The following is a 25,190-nucleotide window of genomic DNA, read 5'->3' on the forward strand; positions in this document are numbered from 1 at the left end:
TCTCTCCTCCGCAAGACTCGTCGCGATCATCCGCGACGGTATGAGCCTAGTATCTCGCCGGGGAGGGGGTCGATCGTGCTCCGACAGCAGGACGTGGGACACCGGATCGTGGTCCGGCGGATTGTGGGGATTCGCGAAGGCCGGCCGCTCTTCTCCGACGCGCTCGGTGAGCTGGTCGAGTTGAGCGAGACACACATCACTCTGTCCACCGACCGGGGCCGGCTGCGGGTGCCGGTGGACGAGGTGCACCGCGCGAAGCGGGTGCCACCGGCCCGCCGGCCGACGGCCGCCGCCGTGGTCGCGCTGGAGCTGGCCGCCGACGAGGCGTGGCCCGCCCCGGTACGCGAGCGGCTCGGCGACTGGCTGCTGCGCAGCGCCGACGGCTGGACCGGCCGGGCGAACAGCGCCCTGCCGGTCGGCGACCCGGACCGCCCGCTGCCCGCCGCGCTCGACGCCGTGGAGCGCTGGTACGCCGAACGCGGCCAGCCCGCCATGGTGAACACCCCGCTGCCGCTGGCCGCGCCGGTCGGCGCCGAGCTGGACGCGCGCGGCTGGACCGCCCGGCCGCCGGTGCTGGTGCAGACCGCGCCGCTCACCGCGCTCCCGTCGGGTGGCCCCGACCTGCCCCCGGTCGGCCTCTCGCCGACGCCCTCGACGGAGTGGCTGGCGGTGGCCGCCGGCCGCAAGGGCGGGCTGCCGGACGCGGCCCGGCACGTGCTCACCGCCGTGGACCGGATCCGCTTCGCCCACCTGCACGTCGACGGACAGCTGCTCGCGGTGGGCCGGGGCACGGTCACCGGCGAGGGCCGCCGGCTCGGGCTCACCCTCATCGAGGTGCTGCCGGAGGCCCGCCGGCGCGGGTTCGCCGGCGCGGTCGTCCGGGCACTGGCCGACTGGGGCCGGGCGGAGGGCGCCACGCACGCCTTCCTCCAGGTGGAGCAGCGCAACGCCCCCGCGGTGGCCCTCTACCAGCGGCTCGGCTTCACCACCCACCACACCTACCTGACCCGGGTGGCCCCGGCCTGATCGGAGGATTCCGGCAGGTCGTCCGGGGTACGGAAACATCCGTACCCGGTGAGGAAGGACCTGCTCGATGGCCAAGCAGCACACGGCGCGGCGCGGCAGCGGCGCGGCGACGAAGAACCAGCCCGGCAACCAGACGCCGAACACCCCCGACATCAACGAGAGCGAGATCGCCCGCCTGAAGGTCGACCAGCTCCGCGACCGCCTCCGCCGGCGCGGCGTCACCGGCACGGCGGACATGCGCAAGCCCGAACTGGTCGACGCGCTCATCCAGGCCCTGCGCGAGGGCCGGAAGACCACCCGTTCACGCGCTGGCTCGGGTTCCGGGCGCGACCGGGCCTCGTCCACCTCCGGACCCGGTCGACGCGGCACGGGCGGCCGCTCCGGCGCGGGTTCCGCGCCCCGCAGTCGCGGCAAGGGTGCGGAGCAGCCCGGCAACCAGACTCCGGACACCCCCGAGGTCAACGAGAGCGAGATCGCCCGCCTCAAGGTCGACCAGCTCCGCGACCGCCTCCGCCGGCGCGGCGTCACCGGCACGGCCGGCATGCGCAAGCCCGAACTGGTCGACGCCCTGATCCGCGCGCTGCGCGACGACACGAAGGGCTCCGCCTCCGGCCGTGGCCGGCCCGCCGGCTCGCGACCGGCAACCGGGCGGCAGCCCGCGGCGACGGAGCTGGCGGAACTGGAACGACAGGCCGCGGAGCTGGCCGACGTCGCACCGCAGGCCCCGGAGGTCGAGGAGGTTGAGCGCCGGGCCGCGGAGCTGGAGGCGCCGGGCACGGAGTCGAGCGAGCTGCCCGCCCTGCCGGCGGCGCCGGCCCGGCCGGACGGGGACACGGGCGGCACGGTCCCGCGGCAGCGCTCCGGCGCCCACGTCGGTGCCGGGGAGGCCGGCGGCCCGCAGCCCGTCCGGGTCGCCGACGAGTCCCGCGCGGGCCGGACGCTGACCATCGACCGGGCGGACCGGGTGGTGGCCGCCATGGTGCCACCGCAGGTGGACGCGGTGGACGAGGTGGTCACCCCGGAGGGCACCAGGATCAGCGGAGGCGCCGAGTCGGTCGACACGCCGCCCCTGCCCGCCACCGGGCAGCCGGCCGGCCGGGACTGACCGCGAAGGGCCGCGCCCACCGCGAGCGGGGCCGGTCCCGCCCGGGCGCCGTTCCCCGAGGGACGGCGCCCGGGCGGGGTCACCCGCCGCCGGCACGCCGCGGGGTCGCGAGCCGCCTCAGCGACGGACGATCTTGCGGGGCTTCGCCGCCTTCAGCTCGGCGTACCGCTTGAGCTGCCGGGAGCGGTGGTCGCGGCCCAGCGCCGTGAGGATCAGGTAGCCGACCAGCACGCCGGCCAGGGTGGCCGCGAGGTAGAGCCAGATCTGGGCGAAGAAGAGGCCGGCGCCCCCCTCGAACGGGTTCTCGCCCACCAGCAGCGGGCCCACGAAGACGGTCAGCGCCAGCGCCGCGACCAGGGCGACGGCCAGGTCGCCGGTCCAGTGGGCGGCCGGCCGGTCCGCGCCCCAACGGAACGCCGTGCCGGCCAGGATCAGCCCGATGACCAGGAACATCACCAGCGAGACCCGGCCCGCGGCGGTGTCGTCGTCCGGGTAGGCGAACCGGATGACCAACCGGGCCACCACGTTCACCACGAACAGCGCGGCCACCAGCACGCCGACCGCACGCCACCGCTGAAACATCGCACGCCTCCCGCCGTACCGCCCGCCCCCGCGGGTGGGCTCCTGGCAGGAATACTTACCACCGCAACCTGGGCGGCGTCTGCACCCTCAGCGGACGGCCGGCGGCACCACGAGTTGCCGGAAGCCCAGCACCGCGAAGGTGACGGCGCCGGTGACGATCAACCCGAGGCCGAGCACGTTGTCGCCGCTGAGCGCGAGATCGCCCTCGACCGTGCGGAAGCCGCCCGCGACGATCACCACGAACCAGGGCAGGGCGGCCAGCGCCACCGCCCAGCGGGCGCCCACCGCCCGGTGGGCGAACCCGCTCACCAGCATTGTGAGCGCCACGACCGCGGCGATCCCGCCCAGCGCGAGCGCGGTGCCGACCAGGGCCTCGGCGGCGCCGCCGGGACGGCCCTTGACCACCTCCCAGGCCCAGGTGGCGTAGAGCAGGTCGAGCACCGCGACGAGCACGCCGGCCCAGACCGCCACCACCCCGCCGGCGACGCGCAGCGCGACGTCGACCGCGCGGCCCGACGGCTCGGGCGGCGCGGCGGGCTCCTGCTCGGGGGCGACCGACATGGGTACGGCGGGCAGCGTCACCGGAGGCCGGCCGCCGCCGTGACCGGTGACCGGTCCGGCGCGTCCGGCGCCAACCCGGCGAACAGGTCGTCCTCCCAGCCGTACGGGCCGGTGCCCGGCCCCTTCTCACCGACGGCGAGGGTGAAGTATTCGACGCCCATGAACTCGGCGCCGAAGTTGCCGGCGATCGAGTAGAGCCAGGACGTGGCCGGGATCTGGGTGGCGTGCGCCCGCATGGCCGCCTCCTTGGCGGCGTGCTGGTCGGTGGCGTCGACGCGCGCGGCGATCCCCTCGTCGGGGGTGCCGAAGGGCAGCTCGTCGATGCTGTCGATGCCGGCGAACGGGTTGTCCGACGACTCGGTGAACGCGTCCAGGCCGGCCTCCAGCACGCCGCGCGGCATGGCCGTCCAGTAGACCTTGGCCGGGGCGATCCCCTCGGCGGCGGCCAGCTCCACGCCGCGCATCGCGACCCGGTGCGCCTGGATGTGGTCGGGATGGCCGTAGAAGCCGTTCGGGTCGTACGTGATCATCACCTGCGGGCGGACCTCGCGGATGACCGCCAGGAGGTGCCCGGCGGCCTCGTCGAGGTCGGCCTGCCAGAACGCGCGGGGGTGCTCGTTGGTGGCCAGCCCCATCATCCCGGAGTCGCGGTAGCGGCCCGCGCCGCCGAGGAAGCGGTGGTCGGTGACGCCGAGCGCCGCGCAGGCGGCCGAGAGCTCGCCGATCCGGTACCCGCCGAGCTGGTCGGCCTCGGCCGCGCCGAGCTGGGTCAGCTCCGGCACGTGGATCTCGCCCTCCTCGCCCAGCGTGCAGGTCACCAGGGTGACGTGGACGCCGGCGGCGGCGTAGTGCGCCATGGTCGCGCCGGTGCCGATGGACTCGTCGTCGGGGTGCGCGTGGACCAGCAGCAGGCGTCGGTCGGGCAGGGTCGTCACGCCCGTCACTCTAACCGGCGGTCCTGCCTGCCCGATGCTTACGCGTCCGCCCAGGTCGGCCACATCACGCCCGGCCCGCGCCTACTCTCTACAGGCGTGGACTTTCCCGAGCTGGCCGCCCGCACCCGTCGGTTCAGCCACGGGGCGCCGCGCTCCGTCTCCGTCGCCGACGACGGCTCCCGGGTCATCTTCCTGCGCTCGTCGGGACCGGAGGACCCGGCCGACGCGCTCTGGCTGCTCGACGTCGCCTCCGGCGAGGAGCACCTCGTCGCCGACCCGGCGGTGCTGCTCGGCGCGGACGGCGAACCCGCCGCGCTGGCGCCGGGTGAGCGGGCGCTGCGGGAGCGGCTGCGGCTCAGCGCCGCCGGCATCGGGTCGTACGCCCTGGACGCCGCCGGCCGGGTGGCCGCCTTCGCGCTGGCCGGCCGGCTGTTCCGCGCGGACCTGGTGCACGGCGACGTGGTCGAGGTGGCCGCCGTCGGCCCGGTGATCGACCCGCGTCCCGATCCCACCGGCGAGCGGCTGGCCTACGTCACCGACGCCGCCGAGGGGGTGCGCCGGGGCCAGTTGCGGGTGGTCGAGCCGGACGGCGCCGACAACCTCCTGGCCGGCGAGGACAGCGGGGTGACCTGGGGGCTGGCCGAGCACATCGCGGCGGAGGAGTTCGACCGGTTCCGCGGCTACTGGTGGTCCCCGGACGGGCGCTCGGTGCTGGCCGCCCGGGTGGACGAGTCCCGGCTGGACCGCTGGCACCTGCACGACCCGGCAGACCCGGCGAGCCCGCCGACGTCCGTGGCGTACCCCCGGGCGGGCGGGCCGAACGCGGAGGTCAGCCTGCACCTGCTGGACCTCGACGGCGGCTGGGTCGACGTGCACTGGGACCGGGAGACCTACCGGTACCTGACGTCGGTGGACTGGGCGGACGGCGGCCCGCTGATCACCGTGCTGCGCCGGTCGCAGCAGCACGGCCTGGTGCTGGCGGTCGACCCGCGCACCGGGGAGACGCAGGTGCACGCGGAGCTGGCCGACCCGCGCTGGGTGGAGCCGATCCCGGGCACCCCGGCGCACCTGCCCGACGGGCGGGTGCTGGTCGGCGGCGAGCTGGCCCACGACGGGTACGACGCCCGCTGCCTGTTCGCCGACGGCACCCTGCTCACCCCGCCCTCGCTCTACGTGCGGCGGGTGGTGGGCCGGCTGCCGGCCGGGGCGAACACGGCCGCGGACCTGCTGGTCGAGGCGAGCGAGGGCGAGCCGAGCCAGCGCCACCTCTACCGGGTGCGCACGGCGATCGGCGGTGGGGTGGACGCCCGCCGGATGGGCGCCGATCCCGGCTGGCACACGGCCGCGATCGGTGGCAGCACCCTGGCCGTGGGGGTGGCCTCGCTGGAGCATCCGGGCACCCGCTGGCGCGTCTGGCACGGCGACCGCGAGGTGGGCGAGCTGGCCTCGCGCGCCGCGACCCCGCCGTACGCGCCGAGGCCGACGCTGGTCCGGGTGACCGACCGGCGGCTGCCGAGCGCGGTGCTCTACCCGGGCGAGCACGTGAAGGGCACGAAGCTGCCGGTGCTGCTCGACATCTACGGCGGTCCGGGCCACCAGGAGGTGATCGCGGCGCGGGCGGCCTGGCTGGAACGGCAGTGGTGGGCCGAGCAGGGCTTCGCCGTGGTGACCATCGACAACCGGGGCACCCCCGGCATCGCCCCGTCCTTCGAGAAGGCGATCCACCGGCGGATGGCCGACGTGATCCTGACCGACCAGGTGGACGCGCTGACCGCGCTCGCCGGGAAGCACCCGGACCTGGACCTGGAACGGGTGGCGGTGCGCGGCTGGTCGTTCGGCGGCTGGCTGGCCGGGCTGGCGGTGCTGCGCCACCCGGAGCTGTTCCGGTGCGCGGTCGTCGGCGCCCCGGTCACCGACTGGACCCTGTACGACACCGCGTACACCGAGCGCTACCTGGGGATGCCGGACGACGGGATGGACGTCTACGCCCACCACTCGCTGGTCGAGCTGGCCGCCGAGCCGGTCGGCGACCCGGCGCAGGCCCGGCCCATGCTGCTGGTGCACGGCCTGGTCGACGACAACGTGCTGGCCGCGCACACCCTGCGGCTCTCGGCGGCGCTGCTGGCCGCCGGCCGGCCGCACGCGGTGCTGCCGCTCACCGGGGCGAGCCACATGGCCGCCGGCGGGGTGGCCGAGCGGCTGCTCCGGCTGGAGCTGGACTTCCTCCGCCGCCACCTGTGAACGCGCCGCCACCTGTGAACGCGCGAGGGCCCCGGCCGGATCGGACCGGGGCCCCCGCGGGGTCAGGCTGTCACTGCTTCACGTAGGCGTCCACGAAGCTGGGCCAGCCGAAGATGCTGCCGATGAAGACACCACCGGCCTTCTCGCCGTGCGCGATGGAGATGACCTCGTTGTAGAGCGGCACCGCCGGCGCCGACTCCTTCATGAGCTTCTCGTCCAGCGCGCTCCACTCCTCGGCCTGCTTGGCCGGGTCCTCCGCGAGCACCCGGTCGAACTCGGCGTTGATGGCGGCGCTGTTCAGCTGGGAGGTGTTGTTGCTGCCCTCGTCCTTGATGGCGCGACCGTCGAAGAGCACCGGCAGGATCGCGGCGCCGCTGGGCCAGTCGGCGGCCCACGAGTCGACCCAGAGGTCCCACGGGTTGCTCTTCTTCTTCACGAAGTCGAGGTAGCCGTCCGCGGGGATCGGCTTGATGGTGACGGTGAAGCCGGCCTTCTCCAGGGCGGCCTTGACCTGGGTGGCGGTCTCCTGCTGCCAGGTCTCGTCGCCGGTGCCGAGCACCAGGTTCGCCGACTTGCCGGCGAGCAGCTCCTTGGCCTTCGCCGGGTTGCCGCTCTCGCCGGCCGGGTACGCGTCGAACTGCTTGTAGCCGAGCGTGGTGGGCGGCAGCAGGGTGGTGAGCGGCACGGCGCCGTACGGTCCGCCGAGGTTCTTGGTGATGCTGCTGCGGTCGATCGCGTAGTTGATCGCCTGCCGCACGGCCAGGTCGGTGACCCGCGTCGTGTTGATGCTCAGCCGGTAGGCGTTCGGCGTGGCGGCGACGATCATCCGCTCCTTGAGCTTGGCGTCGCCGGTGACCTTCGCGATCAGCTCGGACGGCACGCCGCCGGTGGCCACCGCCGCCGAGTCGTTGCCGGTGCCGGCGAGGACCCGGTTGGTCTGGGTGGCCTGGTCCGAGCCGAGCGACCAGATGAACTTGTCCGGGTACGCGTGCCGCACCGGGTCCGTGGCCGGGTCCCAGTTCGGGTTGCGCTCCAGCACCATCTCCACGCCGGGCTGGATCTTCGTGAACTTGTAGGGCCCGGACGAGAACGGCTGGTTGTCCAGGTTGACGCCGGTGTCCTTGTCGGCCGGCAGCGGCGCGGTGGCCGGCAGCGACACGGCGAACGGCAGGTCACAGCGCGGCTTGTTGAACTCGAAGCGCAGCGTCTGCGCGTCCGGGGTGCTCAGGCCCGGCGGCAGCGAGGTCTTGTTCGCCTTGAAGTTCCACTTGGTGTCGTACTGCGGGCTGTCGGCCAGCCACTCCTGCAGGTAGGTGGGGCCGCCGGTCAGGTCGGGGTCGAACGAGCGGGCGATCCCGTACGCGATCTCCTTGGAGGTGATCGGACGGCCGTCCTCGAACTTGACGCCCTGCTTGATCTTGAATTCCCAGACCTTGCAGTCGTTGTTGACGTTCTTGCCGGGGGTCTCCGCCAGGTCGCCGACCAGGGTCACGTTGCCCTTGCCGTCGTCCTTGAACGTGGTGAGGAAGCGGGCGTAGAGCTGGCTCCCCATCAAACCGGCGAACGAGTAGACCCGCTGCGGGTCCAGGTGGGAGATCTTGTTCTCGCGCAGGATGTAGAAGGTCCCGCCCTTGGCCGCGCCGGGCACCTCGGCCGCCGGACCCAGCGAGTCCTTGGGGTCGGTCGCGATGGCGCCGCTGCGGGGCTTGTTGGTGTCCACCTTGTCGCCGTTGTCGCCGGTGTTCTTGCTGCATGCACTGAGGGCGACCACCAGTGCCATCGCACCGCCCATGGCGGTGGCGAGTCTTGCTCGCATACTCACTCCTCCGGGTCCGATGAAAGAAAGCTTCGCTCAGCTTTCATCCGCGGTAAATTTCGAGCAGATAACGAATAGACGGCGAACGCGAGGTCAGCCGAGGCGCACCCGCGGATCGATGTACGCGTAGAGCAGGTCGACCACGATGTTCGCGACGACCACGAAGAGCGCGGAGATCAGCACGGTGGCCATGATGGTCGGCAGGTCGCCCTGGCGGACCGCCTCCACGGCGGTACGCCCCAGCCCCTGGATGCCGAAGGTCGTCTCGGTGATGACCGTCCCGCCCAGTGCCGCGCCCACGTCGATGCCGGCGATGGTCACGATCGGGGTGATCGCCGCCCGCAGGGCGTGCCGCCCGTAGACCTTCCGCTTCGCCACGCCCTTGGCCCGGGCGGTCCGCACGAAGTCCTCGGAGAGCGTCTCCAGCATCTGCGCCCGGGACAGCCGGGCGTAGATGGCGGAGAAGAGCAGGGCCAGGGTCACCCAGGCCAGCACCAGCCCGCGCGCCCACTCCACCGGGTTCTCGAGGAAGGGCACGTACCGCGGCGTCGGCAAGATCTTCAACGAGTACACGAAGATCAGCAACAGCACGGCGCCGACGAAGTAAAGCTGCAACGAGGCGAAGGTCAGCGTGAGCCCGATCGAGACCCGGTCGAGCAGCGAGCCCCGCCGTAGCGCCGATATCATGCCGAGCCCCACCCCGAGCGCGAGCCAGAGCACCGCCGCGGGGAGCACGATGTTCAACGTCACGGGCAGCACCCGGGCGAACGTGTCGGTGACCGCCTCGCTGTTGACGTAGGAGTAGCCGAGGCAGGGCGCCTCGCACTTGCCGCCCTGCGCGCTGCCCAGGTCGCGGCCGACGAAGATGCCCTTCATGTAGTTGGCGTACTGCGTCGGCTTCGGGTCGTTGAGCCCCAGCTCCGTCCGCACCCGCTCCAGGCGCTCGGCGTTGCAGTTCTTCGGGCACATGCCGGTCACCGGATCGCGGGGCAGCGCGAAGAACATGAGGAAGCTGACGATGCTCACCGCGAGCAGCACCGAGACCGCAAGCAGCACTCGCTTCAGCAGGAACCGCACCATGGCGCCGAACCCCTTACCGTGACGACTTCGGATCGAGCGCGTCGCGCAGCGCGTCGCCGAAGAGGTTGAACGCCAGCACGAGCGCGAAGATGGTGATGCCCGGGAAGAAGACGTACGCCGGGTCGGTCTGCAGGTAGTCGATGCTGCGGTAGATCATCCGGCCGAAGCTCGGCACCGACTCGGGCAGCCCGACGCCGAGGAAGGACAGTGCCGCCTCACCGGTGACGTACGACGGCACCGCCAGCGAGAACGCGACAAGGATCGGCGCCCAGATGTTCGGCAGCAGCTGCCGGAAGAGCATGTGCCCCAGCCCGGCGCCGCTGGCCCGGGCCGCCTCGACGAACTCCCGTTCGCGCAGCGACACCACCTGCCCGCGGACGAGTCGCGCCGTGCCGGTCCAGCCGAACGCGGCGAACACGACGATCAACGTGGTCACCGCGAACCAGGTGGGCACCGCGTCCCGGGGGCCGTAGAAGCGCAGGGAGAACGTCGGGACCACGGCCAGCGCGAAGATGAGGAACGGCATCGCCAGGGCGACGTCGGTGATCCACATGATCACGGAATCGACCACGCCACCGAGGTAGCCGGCGACGATCCCGAGCACCACGCCGATCGTGGTGGTGACGAGCGCGGCCCCCAGGGCGATCAGCAGCGAGGTGCGGATGCCGTAGATCATCCGGATGAAGATGTCCCGGCCCAGGCCCGGTTCGAGCCCGAACCAGTGGTCGCCGCTGACCCCGCCCACGTAGCCGAGCGGCATGCCGGTGCTGTCCAGCAGGTCGCCGAACTGCTGGCTCGGCGACATGCCGTAGAGCCGCTGGAGCAGCGGCGCCGCCAGTGCCGCCAGGATGAACACGGCCAGCACGATGCCGCTGACCAGGGCCGTGCGGTCCCGGCGCAGCCGGCTCCAGACGAGTTGGCCGGGCGAGCGCCCGACGAGACCCTTCTCCTCGGGGCCCGCACCGGTGGACTCGATCTCGGCAAGCGCCACGCCCTCGACCGGGGACAGGCTCATTTCGACACCTCCTCGGCGGTCGCGGCGGCCGGTCCGGCGCCCTGGCTGATCGTTCCCGTCTCCGGGAAGTGGCAGGCGGTGGCCTGGTTGCCGCCGTCCCGGGAAACGAGCGCCGGCTCCTCGGTGGCGCACCGCTCCTGCGCCTTCCAGCAGCGGGTGCGGAAGCGGCAGCCCGACGGCGGGTTGAGCGGGGTGGGCACGTCGCCGGTGAGCCGGATCCGCCCGGCCGGCCCGAGCGCCGTGACGTCCGGGATGGCCGACAGCAGCGCGCGCGTGTACGGGTGCTGCGGCCGCTGGTAGATGTCGTCGCGGTCACCGATCTCGACGATCTTGCCGAGGTACATGACGGCGACCCGGTGGCAGAAGTGCCGCACCACGGCGAGGTCGTGGGCGATGAACACGAACGCCAGGTCCAGGTCGCGTTGCAGGTCACGCAGCAGGTTGATGACCTGGGCCTGGATCGAGACGTCCAGGGCGGAGACGGGCTCGTCGGCGACGATGAGCTTCGGGCGCAGCGCGAGGGCGCGGGCGATGCCGATGCGCTGGCGCTGCCCGCCGGAGAACTCGTGCGGGTAGCGGTTGTAGTGCTCCGGGTTCAACCCGACCAGTTCCAGCAGTTCCTGCACGCGCTTCCGGATGCCGCCCGGCGGGTTGATGCCGTTGACCTGCAACGGCATGGCCACGATCCGCCCGACCGTGTGCCGGGGGTTCAGCGAGGCGTAGGGGTCCTGGAAGATGATCTGGAGGTCCTGCCGCAGCGGCCGCAGCGCGCCGCGACGGGCGTGGGTGATGTCCCGGCCCGCGAACTCGATGGTGCCGGAGGTGGGCTCCAGCAGCCGCACCAGCATCCGCCCGGTGGTGGTCTTCCCGCATCCGGACTCCCCGACCAGGCCCAGGGTCTCCCCCGGCCGCACGTCGAAGTCCAGGCCGTCGACCGCCCGGACGGCGCCCTTGGCGCGGAAGCCCTCCCGCACCGGGAAGTGCTTCGTCAGCCCCCGCACGCGCAGCAGCGACTCGGTCTCGGTGCTCATCGGGCCACTCCCACCTGGGCGATGTCCTGCTGGTAGAGCCGGGTGCGCTCCTCGGCCGGCAGGTGGCAGGCGACCAGATGGCCCGCCTCCCCGGCCGCCCGGAGCTCGGGCACCTCGGTGCGGGAGCGGTCGCCGTTGCGGTCGGCGTAACGGCAGCGCGGGTGGAACGCGCACCCCGACGGCAGGTTGATCAGCGACGGCGGGTTGCCCTTGATCGGCACCAGGTCCGCGTCCGCGTCGCCGTGCAGCGAGGGCACGCTCGACAACAACCCCCAGGTGTACGGATGCTGCGGCCGCCGCAGCACCTGCTCCACGCTGCCGTGCTCGACCGCCCGCCCCCCGTACATGACGAGGACGTCGTCCGCCACCTGGCTGACCACGCCCAGGTCGTGGGTGATCAGGATGATCGCGGAGCGGAACTCCTCCTGGAGGTCGCTGAGCAGGTCCAGGATCTGCGCCTGCACCGTCACGTCCAGGGCGGTGGTCGGCTCGTCGGCGATCAGCAGGTCCGGGTCGTTGACCAGGGCCATGGCGATCATCGCCCGCTGCCGCATGCCACCGGAGAACTCGTGCGGGTACTGGTCGAACCGCTTCGCCGGCTGCGGGATGCCGACCCGGCCCAGCATGTCCACGGCCCGGGTGCGCGCCTCCCGCTTCCCGGCCCGCGGATGGTGCACCCGGTACGCCTCGGCGATCTGCTTGCCGACCGTGTAGTACGGGTGCAGCGCCGACAGCGGATCCTGGAAGATCATGGCCATGTCCCGGCCCCGGAGCCGCCGCACCTCCTCCTCGGGCAGCCCGACCAGCTGACGACCACCCACCGAGATCTCCCCGGTGATGGTGGCCCGCTTGGTGTTGTGCAGGCCGAGGACCGCCAGCGACGTGACGCTCTTCCCCGACCCCGACTCGCCCACGATGCCCAGCGTCCGACCGCGCTCGACGGCGAACGAGACCCCGTCGACGGCCTTCACCACGCCGTCCTCGGTGTCGAACCGCACCCGCAGGTCGCGGACCTGCAGATAGGGGCCCTCGCCGGTGCGTTGCGCCGGCACCTCGGGGCGGTCCGGCTCCCCGGACGGCACCGTCTCCGACCTGCCCATGACCGCCTCCCTCAGTGACGAAGAGAACTTACAACAAACTTCTGGAGGCGAAAATAAGCTACAAACCGCGGCCTGTCAGCGGCCCGAGCGTAACGACTGGGTTTCCAACCTGAACAGCCCTCACCTGGACATTCATGGTTGCGACTGGGCATCGCCCGCCTCGCCCTCGCACGCGAGGTGCGACCATGGCCGTGGCGACCAAGCGAAGATTCCCGCCGACACGAGGTGGAGGTGACCATGACCGCGGCGGTGTTCGGCCACGACGGCCCGTGGACCGAAGAGGAGTACCTCGCCCTCGGCGAGACGCAGCAACGCGTCGAACTCTTCGACGGGAGCCTCCACGTGACGCCAGCCCCCACCCCACGGCACCAGCGCATCCAGCGAAACCTCGGCAACCTCCTCGAGGAGGCGGCGCGGAGCGCCGGGCTGGAACTGCTGGAGACGGTCAACGTCCGGCTCAAACCGGGCCGGATCCCCATCCCTGACCTGGTCGTCACCCAGCCGATCGACTTCGACGAACCGATGGTCGAGGCACAGGACGTCCGTCTGGTCTGCGAGATCATCTCGCCGAGCAACGCGGCCACCGACAAGGTGCTCAAAATGCACTACTACGCCGCCGCGGGCATCGAGTGGTATCTGCTGGTCGAACAAGAGAACGGAACCCTGCACCTCTACCGCCGGCACGGCCAGCACTACAGCGAACACTCCGTGACCAAACCGGGTGAGGCGCTGATGCTGACCGAGCCCGTCCGGGCGACGATCCGGCCGGAGGATCTCGTCCCCTGACGGATGTCGGTCGGGTCGCCTAGGGTCGGGCGCATGACCGAGTTCGACGCGGCCACCGCCGCCGTCCAGGCCGCCCTCGACGCGGGAGCCCGGTACGCGGACGCCCGGGTGATGCACCGCCGCTACGAGTCGATGTCGGCCCGCAACGGGGACATCGAGGAGCTGACCCAGGACGAGAGCATCGGGCTCGGCGTCCGCGCCCTGGTTGGGTCGAGTTGGGGCTTCCACGCCGTACCCGAGCTGTCGGACGCCGCGGCCCGCGACGCCGGCCGGTGCGCCGCGGCGATCGCCACGGCGAGCGCGCGGGTCCCCGGCCCGCCCATCGACCTCGTCCCGGTCGACGCGACGGTGGCGAGCTGGGCCTCGGCCTGCGCGGTCGACCCGCTCGGCGTGCCGCTCTCCGACAAGGGCGACCTGCTGACCCGCGCCACCGCGACGATGCGGGAGCACGGCGCCGACCTGGCCGAGGGGCTCTACCAGATCTGGGACACCGCCAAGTGGTTCGTCTCCAGCGAGGGGCACCGCATCGACCAGCGCATCCGCGAGTGCGGCGGCGGCATCTCGGCCACCTCGATCGGCGACGGTGAGACCCAGCGCCGCTCCTATCCGAGCTACCGGGGCCAGTACGGCACCACCGGGTGGGAGCTGGTCACGTCGCTGGACCTGGCCGCGCACGCCGCCGGGATCGCCGAGGAGTCCCGGGAGCTGCTGACCGCCCCCGAGTGCCCGTCCGGCGAGACCGACCTGATCCTCGGCGGCGAGCAGCTCGCCCTGCAGATCCACGAGTCGGTCGGGCACGCCATCGAGCTGGACCGGATCCTCGGCTGGGAGGCCGCGTTCGCCGGCACGTCCTGGCTGGACCTGACCCGGCTCGGCTCGCTGCGCTACGGCTCCGAGCTCATGAACGTCACCATCGACCCGACCATCCCCGGCGCGCTGGGCAGCTTCGGCTTCGACGACGAGGGCTCGCCGGCGGTCAGGCGGGACGCGGTCCGCGAGGGTCGCTGGGTGGGTGTGCTCGCCGGCCGGGACTCGGCCGCCGTCGCCGGTCTGGACTACGGCGGCAGCGTACGGGCGGACGGCTGGGCGCGGCTGCCGATGGTGCGGATGACCAACGTGGGCCTGGAACCGGGCCCGCACACGCTCGACGAGATCATCGCGGCCACCGACGACGGGGTGCTCATGGACCTCAACCGCTCCTGGTCCATCGACGACAAACGGCTCAACTTCCAGTTCGGCTGCGAGGTCGGCTGGGAGGTGAAGAAGGGCCGCCGGGGGCGGATGCTGCGCAACCCCACCTACACGGGGATCGGGCCGGTCTTCTGGCGCTCGATGGACATGCTCTCGTCGGAGATCGTGCCGTGGGGCACGCCCAACTGCGGCAAGGGGCAACCGGGCCAGACCGGGCACACCGGCCACCCGGCCGCACCGGCCCGCTTCCGCAACGTCCGGGTGGGGGTGCGGGCATGAGCGAGCTGGATCTCGCCGGCCGGGTGATCGAGCTGATCCGCCGGCTGGCCGGGTCGGAGGCCCAGGCCGAGGTGGTGGTGACCCGCGCCGACCTGGCGCTGACCCGGTTCGCCAACTCGTTCATCCACCAGAACGTCGCCGAGTCGGGCACCACGGTCCGGCTGCGGGTGCACGCCGACGGGCGGACGGCCGCGGGCAGCGGCAGCCTGGTCGACCCCGACGGGTTGACCGCGCTGGTCGAGCGGACCCTGGCCGCGACCCGGCTCGCGCCGCCCGATCCGGCCTGGCCGGGCCTCACCCCGCCCGCGCCGGTCCCGTCGGGAGCGCCCGTCGACGAGGCCACCGCGGCCGCCTCGCCCGACGAGCGGGCCGCCCGGGTGCGCGCCTTCGTGGACGCGGTCGAGGGGCTGGAGGCCGCGGGCTACTGCCGGACGGCCCACCGGTCCGGGGCGTTCGCCAACTCGGCCGGGCAGTCGGCGGTGGGGCGGTCGGCCGAGGCGGCCATGGACGGCATCGCCCGGACGGGCGGCGCCGACGGGGTGGCCCGGCAGGCCGCCGACCGCCTCGCCAACCTGGACGGCGGGGCCCTGGGCGCGCGGGCGGCGGCGAAGGCGCGGGCCGCGGCCGACCCCGTCGAGCTGCCGCCGGGGCGCTACGAGGTGGTGCTCGAACCGGCCGCCGTGGCCGATCTCCTGCAGAATCTCGCCTGGTACGGCTTCAACGGCAAGCGGCACGCCGAGCGGCAGTCCTTCGCCGAGCCGGGCACCGTCCAGTTCGACCCGGCGGTGACCCTCGTGGACGATCCGCTGCACGCCTCCGGGCTGCCGTACGACCTGGAGGGCACGCCCCGGCGGGTGCTGACCCTGGTCGAGGCGGGCACCACGGCGGCGGTGGCGCACGACCGGCGCAGCGGCGCCGAGGCGGGCACCGGGTCCACCGGGCACGGGATGGCCGGGGCGTCCACGTTCGGCCCGATCCCGCACAACCTCCGCCTGCTGCCGACGGGCGGCCCGACGGAGGTGGCCGCAGGGCAGCTCAGCGCCGGGGTGACGGGCGCGGTGGCCGACCCGGACACCGCCGCCCTGGTCGCCGGGATGGCGCGGGGCCTGCTGGTCAGCGACTTCTGGTACACCCGGGTGCTCGACCCGAAGCAACTGGTCGTCACCGGCCTGACCCGCAACGGCGTCTGGCTCGTGGAGGACGGCGTGCCCACCCGGGCGGTGCGCGACTTCCGGTTCACCGAGTCCTACCCGCGGGCGATGGGCCCGGATCGGGTGCTCGGCCTCGGCCGGGCGCCGGTCCGCCAGCCGGACCGGATGGACGGCTCCTGGTGGGAGGCTCCGGCGCTGCGGCTGGCGTCCTGGAACTTCACCGGTGGCGCGTCCGGCTGACGGTCCAAGATATTGATCTTGGTTCGGGTCTTTCCAACCTCCCGGACACACGGGACACTGCGTTGCGCGGCCGGGCCGCGAAGATCGGCGTAACGTGTGTCACTTAGCTGCGCCGGTTCGCCGGTGCGGCCTGTACGTGCGCAAGACGTGGCAGTGGACGCGGTCTCGCCCGGTCCGCTGACCGGTACGGAAGGTGTGATCCGCCGCCCTCGCGAAGGGCGCCGTCAGGGAGACGACTCGAATGACATCAACGGCAACGAGGCCGCGAGGGGCGCGGGCACGCGCCGCGATAGCGGCCAAGACGTTGCGGACCGACCGCTGGTGGTTCGCGCCACTGATCACCGTCGTCGGGCTCAGCGCCTGGGTCATCTACGCGACGGTCCGGGTCTTCATGCACAAGTGGTACTGGGTGGACCAGTACCACTACCTGACGCCGTTCTACTCCCCCTGCGTCACCGAGCGGTGCGTCGAGGGGTCCTCGCACTTCGGCAGCTTCCTGCCGGGCTGGTGGATCATCCCGGACGCGGCGCTGACCCTGCCGTTCCTGCTGCTGTTCCGGCTCACCTGCTACTACTACCGCAAGGCCTACTACCGGTCGTTCTGGCTGTCGCCGCCGGCCTGCGCCGTACCGGACGGGCACCAGGCGTACAGCGGTGAGACCCGGTTCCCGCTGCTCGGCCAGAACCTGCACCGCTACTTCTTCTACCTCGCCGCGATCATCTCGCTGATCAACACCTACGACGCGATCTACGCGTTCCACTCGCCGAAGGGCTTCGGTTTCGGCCTGGGCAACGTCATCCTGCTGGTCAACGTGGTGATGCTCTGGGCGTACACCATCTCCTGCCACTCCTGCCGGCACATCATCGGCGGGCGGCTCAAGCACTTCTCCAAGCACCCGCTGCGCTACCGCGCGTGGACCGGGGTGTCCTGGCTGAACGTCCGGCACATGCAGCTCGCCTGGATCACCCTCGGCACCCTGGCGCTGACCGACTTCTACGTCATGGCGGTCGCGGCCGAGTGGTTCCCCGATCTGCGGTTCATCAACTGAAGGCCCCTGACATGACTGAGACGCGAATCGAACGACACCACTACGACGTCGTCGTGATCGGCGCCGGCGGCGCCGGCCTGCGCGCGGCGATCGAGGCCCGGCTGGCCGGCAAGAAGACGGCGATCATCTCGAAGTCGCTGTTCGGCAAGGCGCACACGGTGATGGCCGAGGGCGGCGCGGCGGCCGCCATGGGCAACGTGAACTCCCGGGACAACTGGCAGGTGCACTTCCGGGACACCATGCGCGGCGGCAAGTTCCTCAACAACTTCCGGATGGCCGAGCTGCACGCGAAGGAGTCGCCGCAGCGGATCTGGGAGCTGGAGACGTACGGGGCGCTCTTCGACCGCACCAAGGACGGGAAGATCTCCCAGCGCAACTTCGGCGGCCACGAGTACCCGCGGCTGGCGCACGTCGGCGACCGGACCGGCCTCGAGCTGATCCGCACCCTCCAGCAGAAGATCGTCTCCCTCCAGCAGGAGGACAAGCGGGAGCACGGCGACTACGAGGCCCGGATCAGGGTCTTCTCCGAGACCACCATCACCGAGCTGCTGCTCGACGGCGACCGGGTCGCGGGCGCATTCGGCTACTTCCGCGAGTCCGGCGACTTCGTCCTCTTCGAGGCCCCGGCCGTGGTCCTCGCGACCGGCGGCGTCGGCCGCTCCTACAAGGTCACCTCGAACTCCTGGGAGTACACGGGGGACGGTCACGCCCTCGCGCTGCGCGCCGGGGCGACCCTGATCAACATGGAGTTCCTCCAGTTCCACCCGACCGGCATGGTCTGGCCGCCCTCGGTGAAGGGCATCCTGGTCACCGAGTCGGTCCGCGGCGACGGCGGGGTGCTCAAGAACTCCGAGGGCAAGCGCTTCATGTTCGACTACGTCCCGGACGTGTTCCGCAAGCAGTACGCGGACAACGAGGCCGAGGCGGACCGCTGGTACAAGGACCCGGACAACAACCGGCGCCCACCGGAGCTGCTCCCCCGCGACGAGGTCGCCCGGGCCATCAACAGCGAGGTCAAGGCCGGTCGGGGCACGCCGGCCGGCGGCGTCTTCCTGGACATCGCCTCCCGGCTGCCGGGCGAGGAGATCCGGCGCCGGCTGCCGTCGATGTACCACCAGTTCAAGGAGCTGGCCGACGTCGACATCACCAAGGAGCCCATGGAGGTCGGCCCGACCTGCCACTACGTGATGGGCGGCGTCGAGGTGGACCCGGACTCCGGTGCGGCGTACGGCACGGTGCGCGGGCTCTTCGCCGCCGGTGAGGTCTCCGGCGGCATGCACGGCTCCAACCGGCTCGGCGGCAACTCGCTGTCGGACCTGCTGGTCTTCGGCAAGCGGGCGGGCGGCCACGCCGCCTCGTACGCCGACCAGCTCACCGCGCGCCCGGCGGTGTCGGTGGCGGCGGTGGAGGCCGCGGTGGAGACGGCGCTGGCCCCGCTGCAGCGGGACACCGGCGAGAGCCCCTACACCCTCCAGCAGGACCTCCAGGCGGTGATGGGGGATCTGGTCGGCATCATCCGCCGGGAGGGTGAGCTGGTCGACGCGCTGGCCCGACTGGCCGAGCTGCGCGAACGGGTGGCGAAGGTGAGCGCGGCCGGCGGCCGGCGCTACAACCCGGGCTGGCACCTGGCTCTCGACCTGCGCAACATGCTGGTCGTCTCCGAGTGCACCGCGAAGGCTGCCCTGGAGCGGCAGGAGTCGCGCGGCGGGCACACCCGGGAGGACCACCCCGCCATGGACCCGAAGTGGCGGCGGGTGAACCTGGTCTGCGCGCTGGACGGCGACACGGTCCGGCTGACCCGGAAGCCGCTGCCGAAGATGCGGGCGGAGCTGATCTCCCTGTTCGACCGGGCCGAGCTGGCCAAGTACCTGACCGACGAGGAACTCGCCGAGTTCGACGCCCTCACCGAGGAGGAGCGCTGAGGAATGGGAACTGACAAGACTCAGGCGACCGGCAAGCCGGGCGCCAAGCGGCCATTCCGCATCTGGCGGGGCGACGAGAACGGCGGCGAGCTGCGCGACTACACCGTCGAGGTGAACGAGGGCGAGGTCGTCCTCGACGTGATCCACCGCCTCCAGGCCACCGACGCGCCCGACCTGGCGTGCCGGTGGAACTGCAAGGCCGGCAAGTGCGGCTCGTGCTCCATGGAGATCAACGGCAAGCCCCGGCTGAGCTGCATGACCCGGATGTCGACCTTCGAGGAGGGGGAGACCGTCACGGTCACCCCGCTGCGCACCTTCCCGGTCATCCGGGACCTCGTCACCGACGTCTCGTTCAACTACGAGAAGGCGCGGGAGACGCCGGCGTTCGCGCCGCCGGTCGACGTGGCCCCGGGCGACTACCGGATGCAGCAGGTCGACGTCGAGCGCTCGCAGGAGTTCCGGAAGTGCATCGAGTGCTTCCTCTGCCAGAACGTCTGCCACGTGATTCGCGACCACGAGGAGAACAAGCAGGCGTTCTCCGGTCCTCGGTTCTTCATCCGGGCCGCCGAGCTGGACATGCACCCGCTCGACGCGAAGACCGACCGCAAGGAGTACGCGCAGTCCGAGATGGGGCTTGGTTTCTGCAACATCACCAAGTGCTGCACCGAGGTCTGCCCCGAGCACATCAAGATCACCGACAACGGGATCATCCCCATGAAGGAGCGGGTCGTCGACCGCAGGTACGATCCCCTTGTGTGGCTTGGTAGCAAGATCTTCCGGAGGGGTCAGGTGCCTCAGACCAGCGTGACCAGCGGGCATTCGAGCGGCGCCGTGACCGCCGGCGCGGCGCACGGCGGGGTGCACTCGCACGCCGGCGGCTCGCACGACACGGCGGCCGAGCGGCAGGCGCAGCAGGGCGTCAACTGGCACCGCGAGGTGCCGCACCCGACCGCCCCCGCGGTCGACGTCAACGGCAAGCTGCCGCTGACCGAACTGACCTTCGACCGGGCCGCCGCGCCGTCGCCGTTCGGTGACGACGTGACCTTCCCGCTGCCGCCGGAGCACCTGAACTTCGCCCACCCGCAGCAGGACGAGCCGAAGCACTGAGCAGCACACCGACAACGACGACGGGGGCCGCGGCACATGCCGCCGGCCCCCGTCCCGTTTCCGTCCCCGCGTCCGCTTCCGCCGCTCAGGCGCCGGCGAGCAGCGGGGGCAGGGCCGCGACTCCCCCGGTCCGCTTCCGCCGGTCAGGCGCCGGCGAGCAGCGGGGGCAGGGCCGCGACGATCGGCACGTCGGCCGGCAACCAGGGGACGGTGTCGAGCTCGCCGGCCGCGAGCCAGCGCAGCTCCAGGTGCTCCAGGGCCTTCGGCTGGTCACCGTGGAGGAGGCGGGCCGCGTACACCCGGAGGACGGACCGGCCGTGGGCCATCCGCACGTCGCGGCCGACCCGCGCGCCGATCTCCACCCGGACGCCGAGCTCCTCGGCGCACTCGCGGACCAGCGCGTCGGTCTCGGTCTCCCCGGGCTCCACCTTGCCGCCGGGGAACTCCCAGCGCCCGGCCACCTCGGGTGGCGCGGAGCGCGCGCAGGCCAGGACCCTGCCGTCCACGATGATCGCCGCCCCGACGACAACCCTCGGCTCCCGCCGGTCCTGCCCGTTCCCGCTAACCCGTTCGGTCCGCACGGGCGTCCAGCGTGCCAGATCAATCGGCGGTTTGGGTAGCTGAGTCGACCGTCAGGTCAGCAGAACACGGAAGTGTGGGCGTGGACACACCATCTGTGCGACGACAGACTAGAGGGCGTCGACTCGGACACGGGATGGCGACGATTAGGCCACAAGCCGGCAACGACGCCTGGGAGGTGCGGTGATGCGCGTGCTGTTCAACGGCCGGGCGAAACACGACTACCTCAGCGACGCGCTCGCCCTGCTGTCCGGCTGGACCCGCGAGGGCGAACAGATCCGCCGCACGCTTGTCATCGACGACACCCAGCACGCCGCGCTCACCGAGCGCGTCGCCGTGGTCGCCGACGCGCTGCGCCTGCGGCCGGAGATCAGCCGCCGGGCCGACCGCACCCAGATCAGGGTGGGTCACGGCGACGGCGAGCCGCTCACCGAGGGCGAGGTCCTGCTGGCGGCGCGCATCGAGGACGCGGTCCGCGCGGTCACCGAGCCCTGAACGCTCTCCTGAAAGAAACCTGAACGTTTCTGGTTAGCCCCCAAATCCTCCGGGGTAGGACTTCCGTGGACAGGGAACCGCAAGGCTCCCGAAAGCGACGGAATGTGCGATAACCCCCTGAGGAGCTGACCATGACGACGCCCACCACGGCCGCCGACCGGGCCACCGACCACGTGCACACCGGCCACGTCGAACGCGACGCCCGGCACCTGCACCGGCACGGCGAGGAGACCAAGCCGGCGTGGAAGACCACCGAGCTGGCCGTCTACCTGCTCGCCGTCATCGGCGTCCTGATCGCCTCGAACGCCGTCGGCGACGGCGCCGCGGACAACGGCGGCGACTACTTCGCCGCCGACAAGGCCTGGTGGTACATCACCCTGCTGACCGTCGGCTACCTGATCAGCCGGGGCCTGGCCAAGGCCGGCAGCCGCAGCCGCGACCACGACCCGCGCGTCGACCACTGACCCCTCCGGACCGAGGCAGCCCCGTCCACGTGGACGGGGCTGCCGTCGTCCATCCGGGGCTCCGGCCGGCTGGCGAGCCCCACCTACCGTCGGGGGCATGGCCGATCCGACGTACGACCGCAGGGAACAGTTCCAGCAGATCCAGAGCGGGCTCCTGCCCGGTGAGCAGGTCATCGCCGTCTACGACGCCGTCGGCACGGGCACCGGGTTCATCGGCCTGACCGACCGCCGGGTCATCATCCAGGACCGCTCCTTCGTCGGGAAGCGGTACGCGATCACCAGCATCCCCTATGCGAAGATCACCAGCGTGAGCGTGGTGAGCAACAAGTCGTGGGGCGGCTCGTTCTTCTCCACCGGGGCCATCGCCATCCACGTCGGCACGCACACCTACGAGGTGGAGTTCCGGGGCGCGCAGAAGAGCCACCACGTGCACAACGTCATCCTCCACCACATCTCCTGACGTGCCGGTCGGCCTGCCGGCGGCGCTCTACGACGCGGACAACGCGTGGGGACGCGACGACGACTTCTTCCTGCGCCTCGTCGGGCGGGCGCCGGCCCGGGTCCTCGACCTGGGCTGCGGCACCGGCCGGCTCACCCTGGCCCTGGCCGCCGCCGGTCACCGCGTCACCGGCGTCGACCCGGAGCCGGGGTCGCTCGCGGCGGCGCGCGCCAAGCCCGGCGGTGACCGGGTCACCTGGCTCCCCGGCACCGCCGCCGGCCTGCCCGACGCGGCGTACGACGTGGCCGTGCTGACCAGCCACGTGGCGCAGGAGATCCGTGACGACGGGGCGTGGGCGGCCACTCTCCACCACCTGCGGCGGGCCCTGGTCGACGGCGGCCGGCTGGCGTTCGACTCCCGCGACCCGGCCGCGCGGCGCTGGGAGCGCTGGAACCCGACGGACTCCCTCCGCCGGCTCACCCTGCCGGACGGCACGACGGTGGACGCCTGGACCGAGCTGACCGCCGTGCGCGACGGCCTGGTCAGCTTCCGGCACCACTACCTGCTGCCCGACGGTGCGGAGCTGCGCACCCCGGGCACGCTGCGCTTCCGCACCGAGACCGAGCTGCGGACCGCCCTCGCCGGGGCCGGCTTCACCGTCGAGCGGGTGCTCGGCGGCTGGGCCGGGGAGCCGGTCGGCGGGAGCGACGACGGCGAGCTGATCGTGCTCGCCCGCGCGGCACGGTGACCCGGCCGGTGGTCAGCGCCGGTACGCCAGCTTGAAGTCGAGCGCCCAGTCCGTGCCGTCGGCGGACCGCTCCCAGCGGCCGTCGATCGCCGTGCCGTCCTCGCGCAGCGTCCCGATGAACCGCTGGTGGAAGCCGGGCGCCTCCCGCCACATCCGCCAGACGCCGTCGGCGAACGTCATCTGGTAGACCCGGTGCACGCCGCGCGCGTCGGCGTAGAGCACCGCGAACTCCTCTTCCGTGTCGTCCAGGCCGATCAGCTGGGTGGCCGGGAGCGGGTTGTTCTCCCGCCAGGCGGGCGGCGCCGTCTCCGGCACCGGATCGGCGTCGCTGTGCTGGCGGAGGAACCGGCCCTCCTCCACCCAGGCGAACTCCGTCCAGCCGGCGCCGAGCCCTTCGACCTCCGGCTGCACGGTCCACCGTCCGACCAGCACGTCGAGCCGCGCGAGCGCCGGATGCCGCTGCCCCATGGTGTCCTCCTCCTGCCGCCGGGAACCCGGTGGGCGCCGCCGCCTGACAGAATCGCCCGCATGCGGGGGCTGTTCGCGAGGGTCAGGGGATGGCGCACCGACCGCAGGCCGACCGTACGCCGGATCCGCCGTACCGTGGTGGTGCTCGTCGCCGGCGCGGCGCTGCTGGCCGCCGGCACCGGGGCCAGCGTGGCGTGGGTCCGCGGCGGCGCGGACGGCCACCTGTTCACCGAGGCCGACGTGCCGGAGGCCCCGGTCGCCCTGGTCCTGGGCACCAAGGTGGAGGCCGACGGCACCCCGTCGCCGTTCCTCGCCGCCCGGCTGGAGATCGCGCAGCGGCTCTTCGCCGCCGGCAAGGTCCGGGTCATCCTGGTCTCCGGCGACCACATGAACGACGACTACGACGAGCCCGACGCGATGCGGCGCTGGCTGGTCGACCGGGGCGTGCCGGCGGAGAAGGTGGTGCTCGACCACGCCGGCTTCGACACCTACGACTCCTGCGCCCGGGCCCGGCGCATCTTCGGGGTGGAGCGGGCGACCGTGGTGACCCAGTCCTTCCACCTGCCCCGGGCCGTGTCGGTCTGCCGGCACCTCGGCGTGGCCGCCAACGGTGTGGGCGACGACACCGCCCGCCGGTACGCGGAACGCTGGCGGGTCAGCGCCACCCGGGAGTACGGCGCCTGCGTCAAGGCCACGGTGGACGTGTTCTCCGGCCGCGACCCCGTGCACCTGGGCCGCCGGGAGACCGGGGTGGACGACGCCCTGCGCGCGGGATGACGTGCCGCCCGCCCGCCGGCGGTAGGGTCGCGGCGTGGTGAAGCTGGCCGAGGAGACCCTGGCGGCGGTCGGTCGGATGACCGTCGCGGCGACCGAACTGGAGCACGTGCTGTCCCGGCTCGGGGCGGGTGAGGCGGACGCCGACGAGATCTTCGCGCGGGCCGGGGCGCCGCTGCTCGCGGCCCGCGAGGCGGCGCGGTCCGCCCCGCCGGCGATCCGCGCGGAATACGCCAGCCTGGTCGAGGGGGCGGCCACCCAGCTGGCCGTGGGCCAGGCCGCGCTGCGCGCCGTGTGGCGCGGCGGCCGGACCGACCCGGCGCTGTTCGACGAGATCACCGCGCGGCTCCTGCGCTGCCGGGACGCCCTGCACGACCGGATCCTCGTTCCGCAGGGGACCGACTAGCCGAGGCCAAGGTTCCGTGGCGGTCGCCCGCGGCCGCTATCGTCGCCGGATGCCCGAACTGATCGCGCCCACCACCCGGCTGCACCCCGCCTGGCTGGCGGCCCACCGGGAGTGGGGTCCCGGCCGCCACGAGGACGGTTTCGGGCTGCGCCCGACCGACGAGGTGGTCTCCCCTGCCGGGTTCGCGGCCTGGGTCGCCCGGCTGACCGAGGAGTCGGAGCGGGCGCCGGACGACGGCGGCGTGCGGTGCACGTACCGGTGGATCGTCGAGGATGGGACGGTCCTCGGCGGGATCGCGCTGCGGCACGAACTCGACGACTTCCTGCTCCGGGTCGCCGGCCACATCGGTTACGGCATCCGGCCGTCGGCGCGGCGGCGGGGCCTGGCCACCTGGGCGCTGGGCCGGATGCTCGACGAGGCGCGCGGGCTCGGCCTGGAGCGGGTGCTGCTCGTCTGCGCCGACGGCAACACCGCCTCGGCGCGCACCATCGAACGCCAGGGTGGCGTCCTCGAGGGCATCCGGGACACCGACCTGGGCGCCGCCCGGCGTTACTGGATCACGCTCGAGGCGCCGCGCACCCGCCCCCACCCGAGCTGAAAG

General features: G+C 72.7%; 26 protein-coding genes. 16 read left to right on the plus strand and 10 right to left on the minus strand.

Translation table 11 applies throughout. The features are described from left to right. Nucleotides 1-75: 75 nt before the first annotated feature. Nucleotides 76-1,026 carry a GNAT family N-acetyltransferase gene (locus ACQP12_RS28740; RefSeq protein ID WP_433283318.1) on the plus strand — a complete coding sequence of 317 codons (951 nt, stop codon included), beginning with the start codon at nucleotides 76-78 and terminating at the stop codon, nucleotides 1,024-1,026. A gap of 67 nt (nucleotides 1,027-1,093) precedes the next feature. Beyond that, entirely contained in the window at nucleotides 1,094-2,131 is a 1,038-nt protein-coding gene (locus tag ACQP12_RS28745; RefSeq protein WP_433283319.1) for a hypothetical protein, read from the plus strand. Between the two features lie 117 nt (nucleotides 2,132-2,248). On the opposite strand, the gene ACQP12_RS28750 is transcribed toward ACQP12_RS28745, so the two are convergent. The 3 genes from ACQP12_RS28750 to mshB form a co-directional block, all read right to left on the minus strand. Beyond that, a complete protein-coding gene (locus tag ACQP12_RS28750; RefSeq protein WP_357938475.1) occupies nucleotides 2,249-2,713 on the minus strand; it encodes a hypothetical protein in 465 nt (154 codons plus the stop codon). 87 nt (nucleotides 2,714-2,800) lie between these two features. Next, nucleotides 2,801-3,274: a hypothetical protein gene (locus tag ACQP12_RS28755; protein ID WP_433283320.1), complete on the minus strand. Its 474-nt coding sequence runs from the start codon at nucleotides 3,272-3,274 to the stop codon at nucleotides 2,801-2,803. A gap of 17 nt (nucleotides 3,275-3,291) precedes the next feature. Further along, nucleotides 3,292-4,218 (minus strand): N-acetyl-1-D-myo-inositol-2-amino-2-deoxy-alpha-D-glucopyranoside deacetylase, encoded by a 927-nt coding sequence (gene mshB / locus ACQP12_RS28760; RefSeq protein WP_433283321.1) that lies wholly within the window; start codon nucleotides 4,216-4,218, stop codon nucleotides 3,292-3,294. 87 nt (nucleotides 4,219-4,305) lie between these two features. Between mshB and ACQP12_RS28765 the strand changes: the two genes are divergently transcribed. Further along, nucleotides 4,306-6,450, plus strand: coding sequence for a prolyl oligopeptidase family serine peptidase (locus tag ACQP12_RS28765; RefSeq protein WP_433283322.1), 2,145 nt, complete (start codon nucleotides 4,306-4,308; stop codon nucleotides 6,448-6,450). A gap of 70 nt (nucleotides 6,451-6,520) precedes the next feature. On the opposite strand, the gene ACQP12_RS28770 is transcribed toward ACQP12_RS28765, so the two are convergent. The 5 genes from ACQP12_RS28770 to ACQP12_RS28790 all read right to left on the minus strand — a co-directional run bounded on the left by ACQP12_RS28770 (nucleotide 6,521) and on the right by ACQP12_RS28790 (nucleotide 12,492). Further along, on the minus strand, nucleotides 6,521-8,266 hold the full coding sequence (locus ACQP12_RS28770; RefSeq protein ID WP_357938483.1) for an ABC transporter substrate-binding protein: 1,746 nt from the start codon (nucleotides 8,264-8,266) through the stop codon (nucleotides 6,521-6,523). 93 nt (nucleotides 8,267-8,359) lie between these two features. After that, on the minus strand, nucleotides 8,360-9,346 hold the full coding sequence (locus ACQP12_RS28775; RefSeq protein ID WP_357938485.1) for an ABC transporter permease: 987 nt from the start codon (nucleotides 9,344-9,346) through the stop codon (nucleotides 8,360-8,362). Between the two features lie 13 nt (nucleotides 9,347-9,359). Next, a complete protein-coding gene (locus tag ACQP12_RS28780; RefSeq protein ID WP_357938487.1) occupies nucleotides 9,360-10,361 on the minus strand; it encodes an ABC transporter permease in 1,002 nt (333 codons plus the stop codon). Continuing rightward, nucleotides 10,358-11,392, minus strand: a complete 1,035-nt coding sequence (locus tag ACQP12_RS28785; protein ID WP_433283323.1) for an ABC transporter ATP-binding protein — start codon at nucleotides 11,390-11,392, stop codon at nucleotides 10,358-10,360. Before ACQP12_RS28785 ends, ACQP12_RS28780 begins: the two co-directional genes overlap by 4 nt. Then, the gene (locus ACQP12_RS28790; protein WP_433283324.1) at nucleotides 11,389-12,492 is read right to left on the minus strand and encodes an ABC transporter ATP-binding protein; all 1,104 of its coding nucleotides are present in this window, start codon (nucleotides 12,490-12,492) and stop codon (nucleotides 11,389-11,391) included. The genes ACQP12_RS28785 and ACQP12_RS28790 overlap by 4 nt, the downstream gene beginning before the upstream one ends. A gap of 237 nt (nucleotides 12,493-12,729) precedes the next feature. On the opposite strand from ACQP12_RS28790, the gene ACQP12_RS28795 reads away from it, so the two are divergent. From ACQP12_RS28795 to ACQP12_RS28820, 6 genes are all read left to right on the plus strand, one after another. Continuing rightward, a complete protein-coding gene (locus tag ACQP12_RS28795) occupies nucleotides 12,730-13,278 on the plus strand; it encodes a Uma2 family endonuclease (RefSeq protein ID WP_433283325.1) in 549 nt (182 codons plus the stop codon). 33 nt (nucleotides 13,279-13,311) lie between these two features. Next, nucleotides 13,312-14,748: a TldD/PmbA family protein gene (locus ACQP12_RS28800; RefSeq protein WP_433283326.1), complete on the plus strand. Its 1,437-nt coding sequence runs from the start codon at nucleotides 13,312-13,314 to the stop codon at nucleotides 14,746-14,748. Next, nucleotides 14,745-16,139, plus strand: a complete 1,395-nt coding sequence (locus ACQP12_RS28805; protein ID WP_433283327.1) for a TldD/PmbA family protein — start codon at nucleotides 14,745-14,747, stop codon at nucleotides 16,137-16,139. The genes ACQP12_RS28800 and ACQP12_RS28805 overlap by 4 nt, the downstream gene beginning before the upstream one ends. A 241-nt stretch (nucleotides 16,140-16,380) precedes the next feature. Then, nucleotides 16,381-17,187, plus strand: coding sequence for a hypothetical protein (locus ACQP12_RS28810; RefSeq protein ID WP_357938497.1), 807 nt, complete (start codon nucleotides 16,381-16,383; stop codon nucleotides 17,185-17,187). Between the two features lie 11 nt (nucleotides 17,188-17,198). Next, a complete protein-coding gene (locus tag ACQP12_RS28815; RefSeq protein WP_433283328.1) occupies nucleotides 17,199-19,109 on the plus strand; it encodes a fumarate reductase/succinate dehydrogenase flavoprotein subunit in 1,911 nt (636 codons plus the stop codon). A gap of 3 nt (nucleotides 19,110-19,112) precedes the next feature. Then, nucleotides 19,113-20,216, plus strand: coding sequence for a succinate dehydrogenase/fumarate reductase iron-sulfur subunit (locus ACQP12_RS28820; RefSeq protein ID WP_357938501.1), 1,104 nt, complete (start codon nucleotides 19,113-19,115; stop codon nucleotides 20,214-20,216). Between the two features lie 143 nt (nucleotides 20,217-20,359). Here ACQP12_RS28820 and ACQP12_RS28825 read toward each other — a convergent pair whose 3' ends face one another. After that, complete coding sequence (locus ACQP12_RS28825) at nucleotides 20,360-20,797, minus strand: (deoxy)nucleoside triphosphate pyrophosphohydrolase (protein WP_433283329.1); 438 nt, start codon at nucleotides 20,795-20,797, stop codon at nucleotides 20,360-20,362. Between the two features lie 184 nt (nucleotides 20,798-20,981). Here ACQP12_RS28825 and ACQP12_RS28830 point away from each other — a divergent pair, with 184 nt between their 5' ends. The 4 genes from ACQP12_RS28830 to ACQP12_RS28845 all read left to right on the plus strand — a co-directional run bounded on the left by ACQP12_RS28830 (nucleotide 20,982) and on the right by ACQP12_RS28845 (nucleotide 22,941). Further along, a complete protein-coding gene (locus ACQP12_RS28830; protein ID WP_433283330.1) occupies nucleotides 20,982-21,290 on the plus strand; it encodes a 4a-hydroxytetrahydrobiopterin dehydratase in 309 nt (102 codons plus the stop codon). 131 nt (nucleotides 21,291-21,421) lie between these two features. Then, nucleotides 21,422-21,754, plus strand: coding sequence for a hypothetical protein (locus tag ACQP12_RS28835; RefSeq protein WP_433283331.1), 333 nt, complete (start codon nucleotides 21,422-21,424; stop codon nucleotides 21,752-21,754). A 97-nt stretch (nucleotides 21,755-21,851) separates the two neighbouring features. Continuing rightward, nucleotides 21,852-22,214 (plus strand): PH domain-containing protein, encoded by a 363-nt coding sequence (locus tag ACQP12_RS28840; protein WP_357938509.1) that lies wholly within the window; start codon nucleotides 21,852-21,854, stop codon nucleotides 22,212-22,214. Nucleotide 22,215: 1 nt separating this feature from the next. Next, entirely contained in the window at nucleotides 22,216-22,941 is a 726-nt protein-coding gene (locus ACQP12_RS28845; protein WP_433283332.1) for a class I SAM-dependent methyltransferase, read from the plus strand. Between the two features lie 12 nt (nucleotides 22,942-22,953). On the opposite strand, the gene ACQP12_RS28850 is transcribed toward ACQP12_RS28845, so the two are convergent. Then, nucleotides 22,954-23,409: a hypothetical protein gene (locus ACQP12_RS28850; RefSeq protein ID WP_433283333.1), complete on the minus strand. Its 456-nt coding sequence runs from the start codon at nucleotides 23,407-23,409 to the stop codon at nucleotides 22,954-22,956. A 60-nt stretch (nucleotides 23,410-23,469) separates the two neighbouring features. Between ACQP12_RS28850 and ACQP12_RS28855 the strand changes: the two genes are divergently transcribed. From ACQP12_RS28855 to ACQP12_RS28865, 3 genes are read left to right on the plus strand one after another with little or no spacing between them, the layout of a single operon-like run. Then, entirely contained in the window at nucleotides 23,470-24,186 is a 717-nt protein-coding gene (locus ACQP12_RS28855; RefSeq protein ID WP_433283334.1) for a SanA/YdcF family protein, read from the plus strand. Between the two features lie 34 nt (nucleotides 24,187-24,220). Then, nucleotides 24,221-24,589 carry a hypothetical protein gene (locus ACQP12_RS28860; protein ID WP_433283335.1) on the plus strand — a complete coding sequence of 123 codons (369 nt, stop codon included), beginning with the start codon at nucleotides 24,221-24,223 and terminating at the stop codon, nucleotides 24,587-24,589. Nucleotides 24,590-24,638: 49 nt separating this feature from the next. After that, entirely contained in the window at nucleotides 24,639-25,187 is a 549-nt protein-coding gene (locus tag ACQP12_RS28865; protein ID WP_433283336.1) for a GNAT family N-acetyltransferase, read from the plus strand. Nucleotides 25,188-25,190: the final 3 nt, after the last annotated feature.

This window comes from Micromonospora sp. CA-244673 (assembly GCF_050948395.1).
In the GTDB taxonomy this organism is placed as follows: domain Bacteria; phylum Actinomycetota; class Actinomycetes; order Mycobacteriales; family Micromonosporaceae; genus Micromonospora.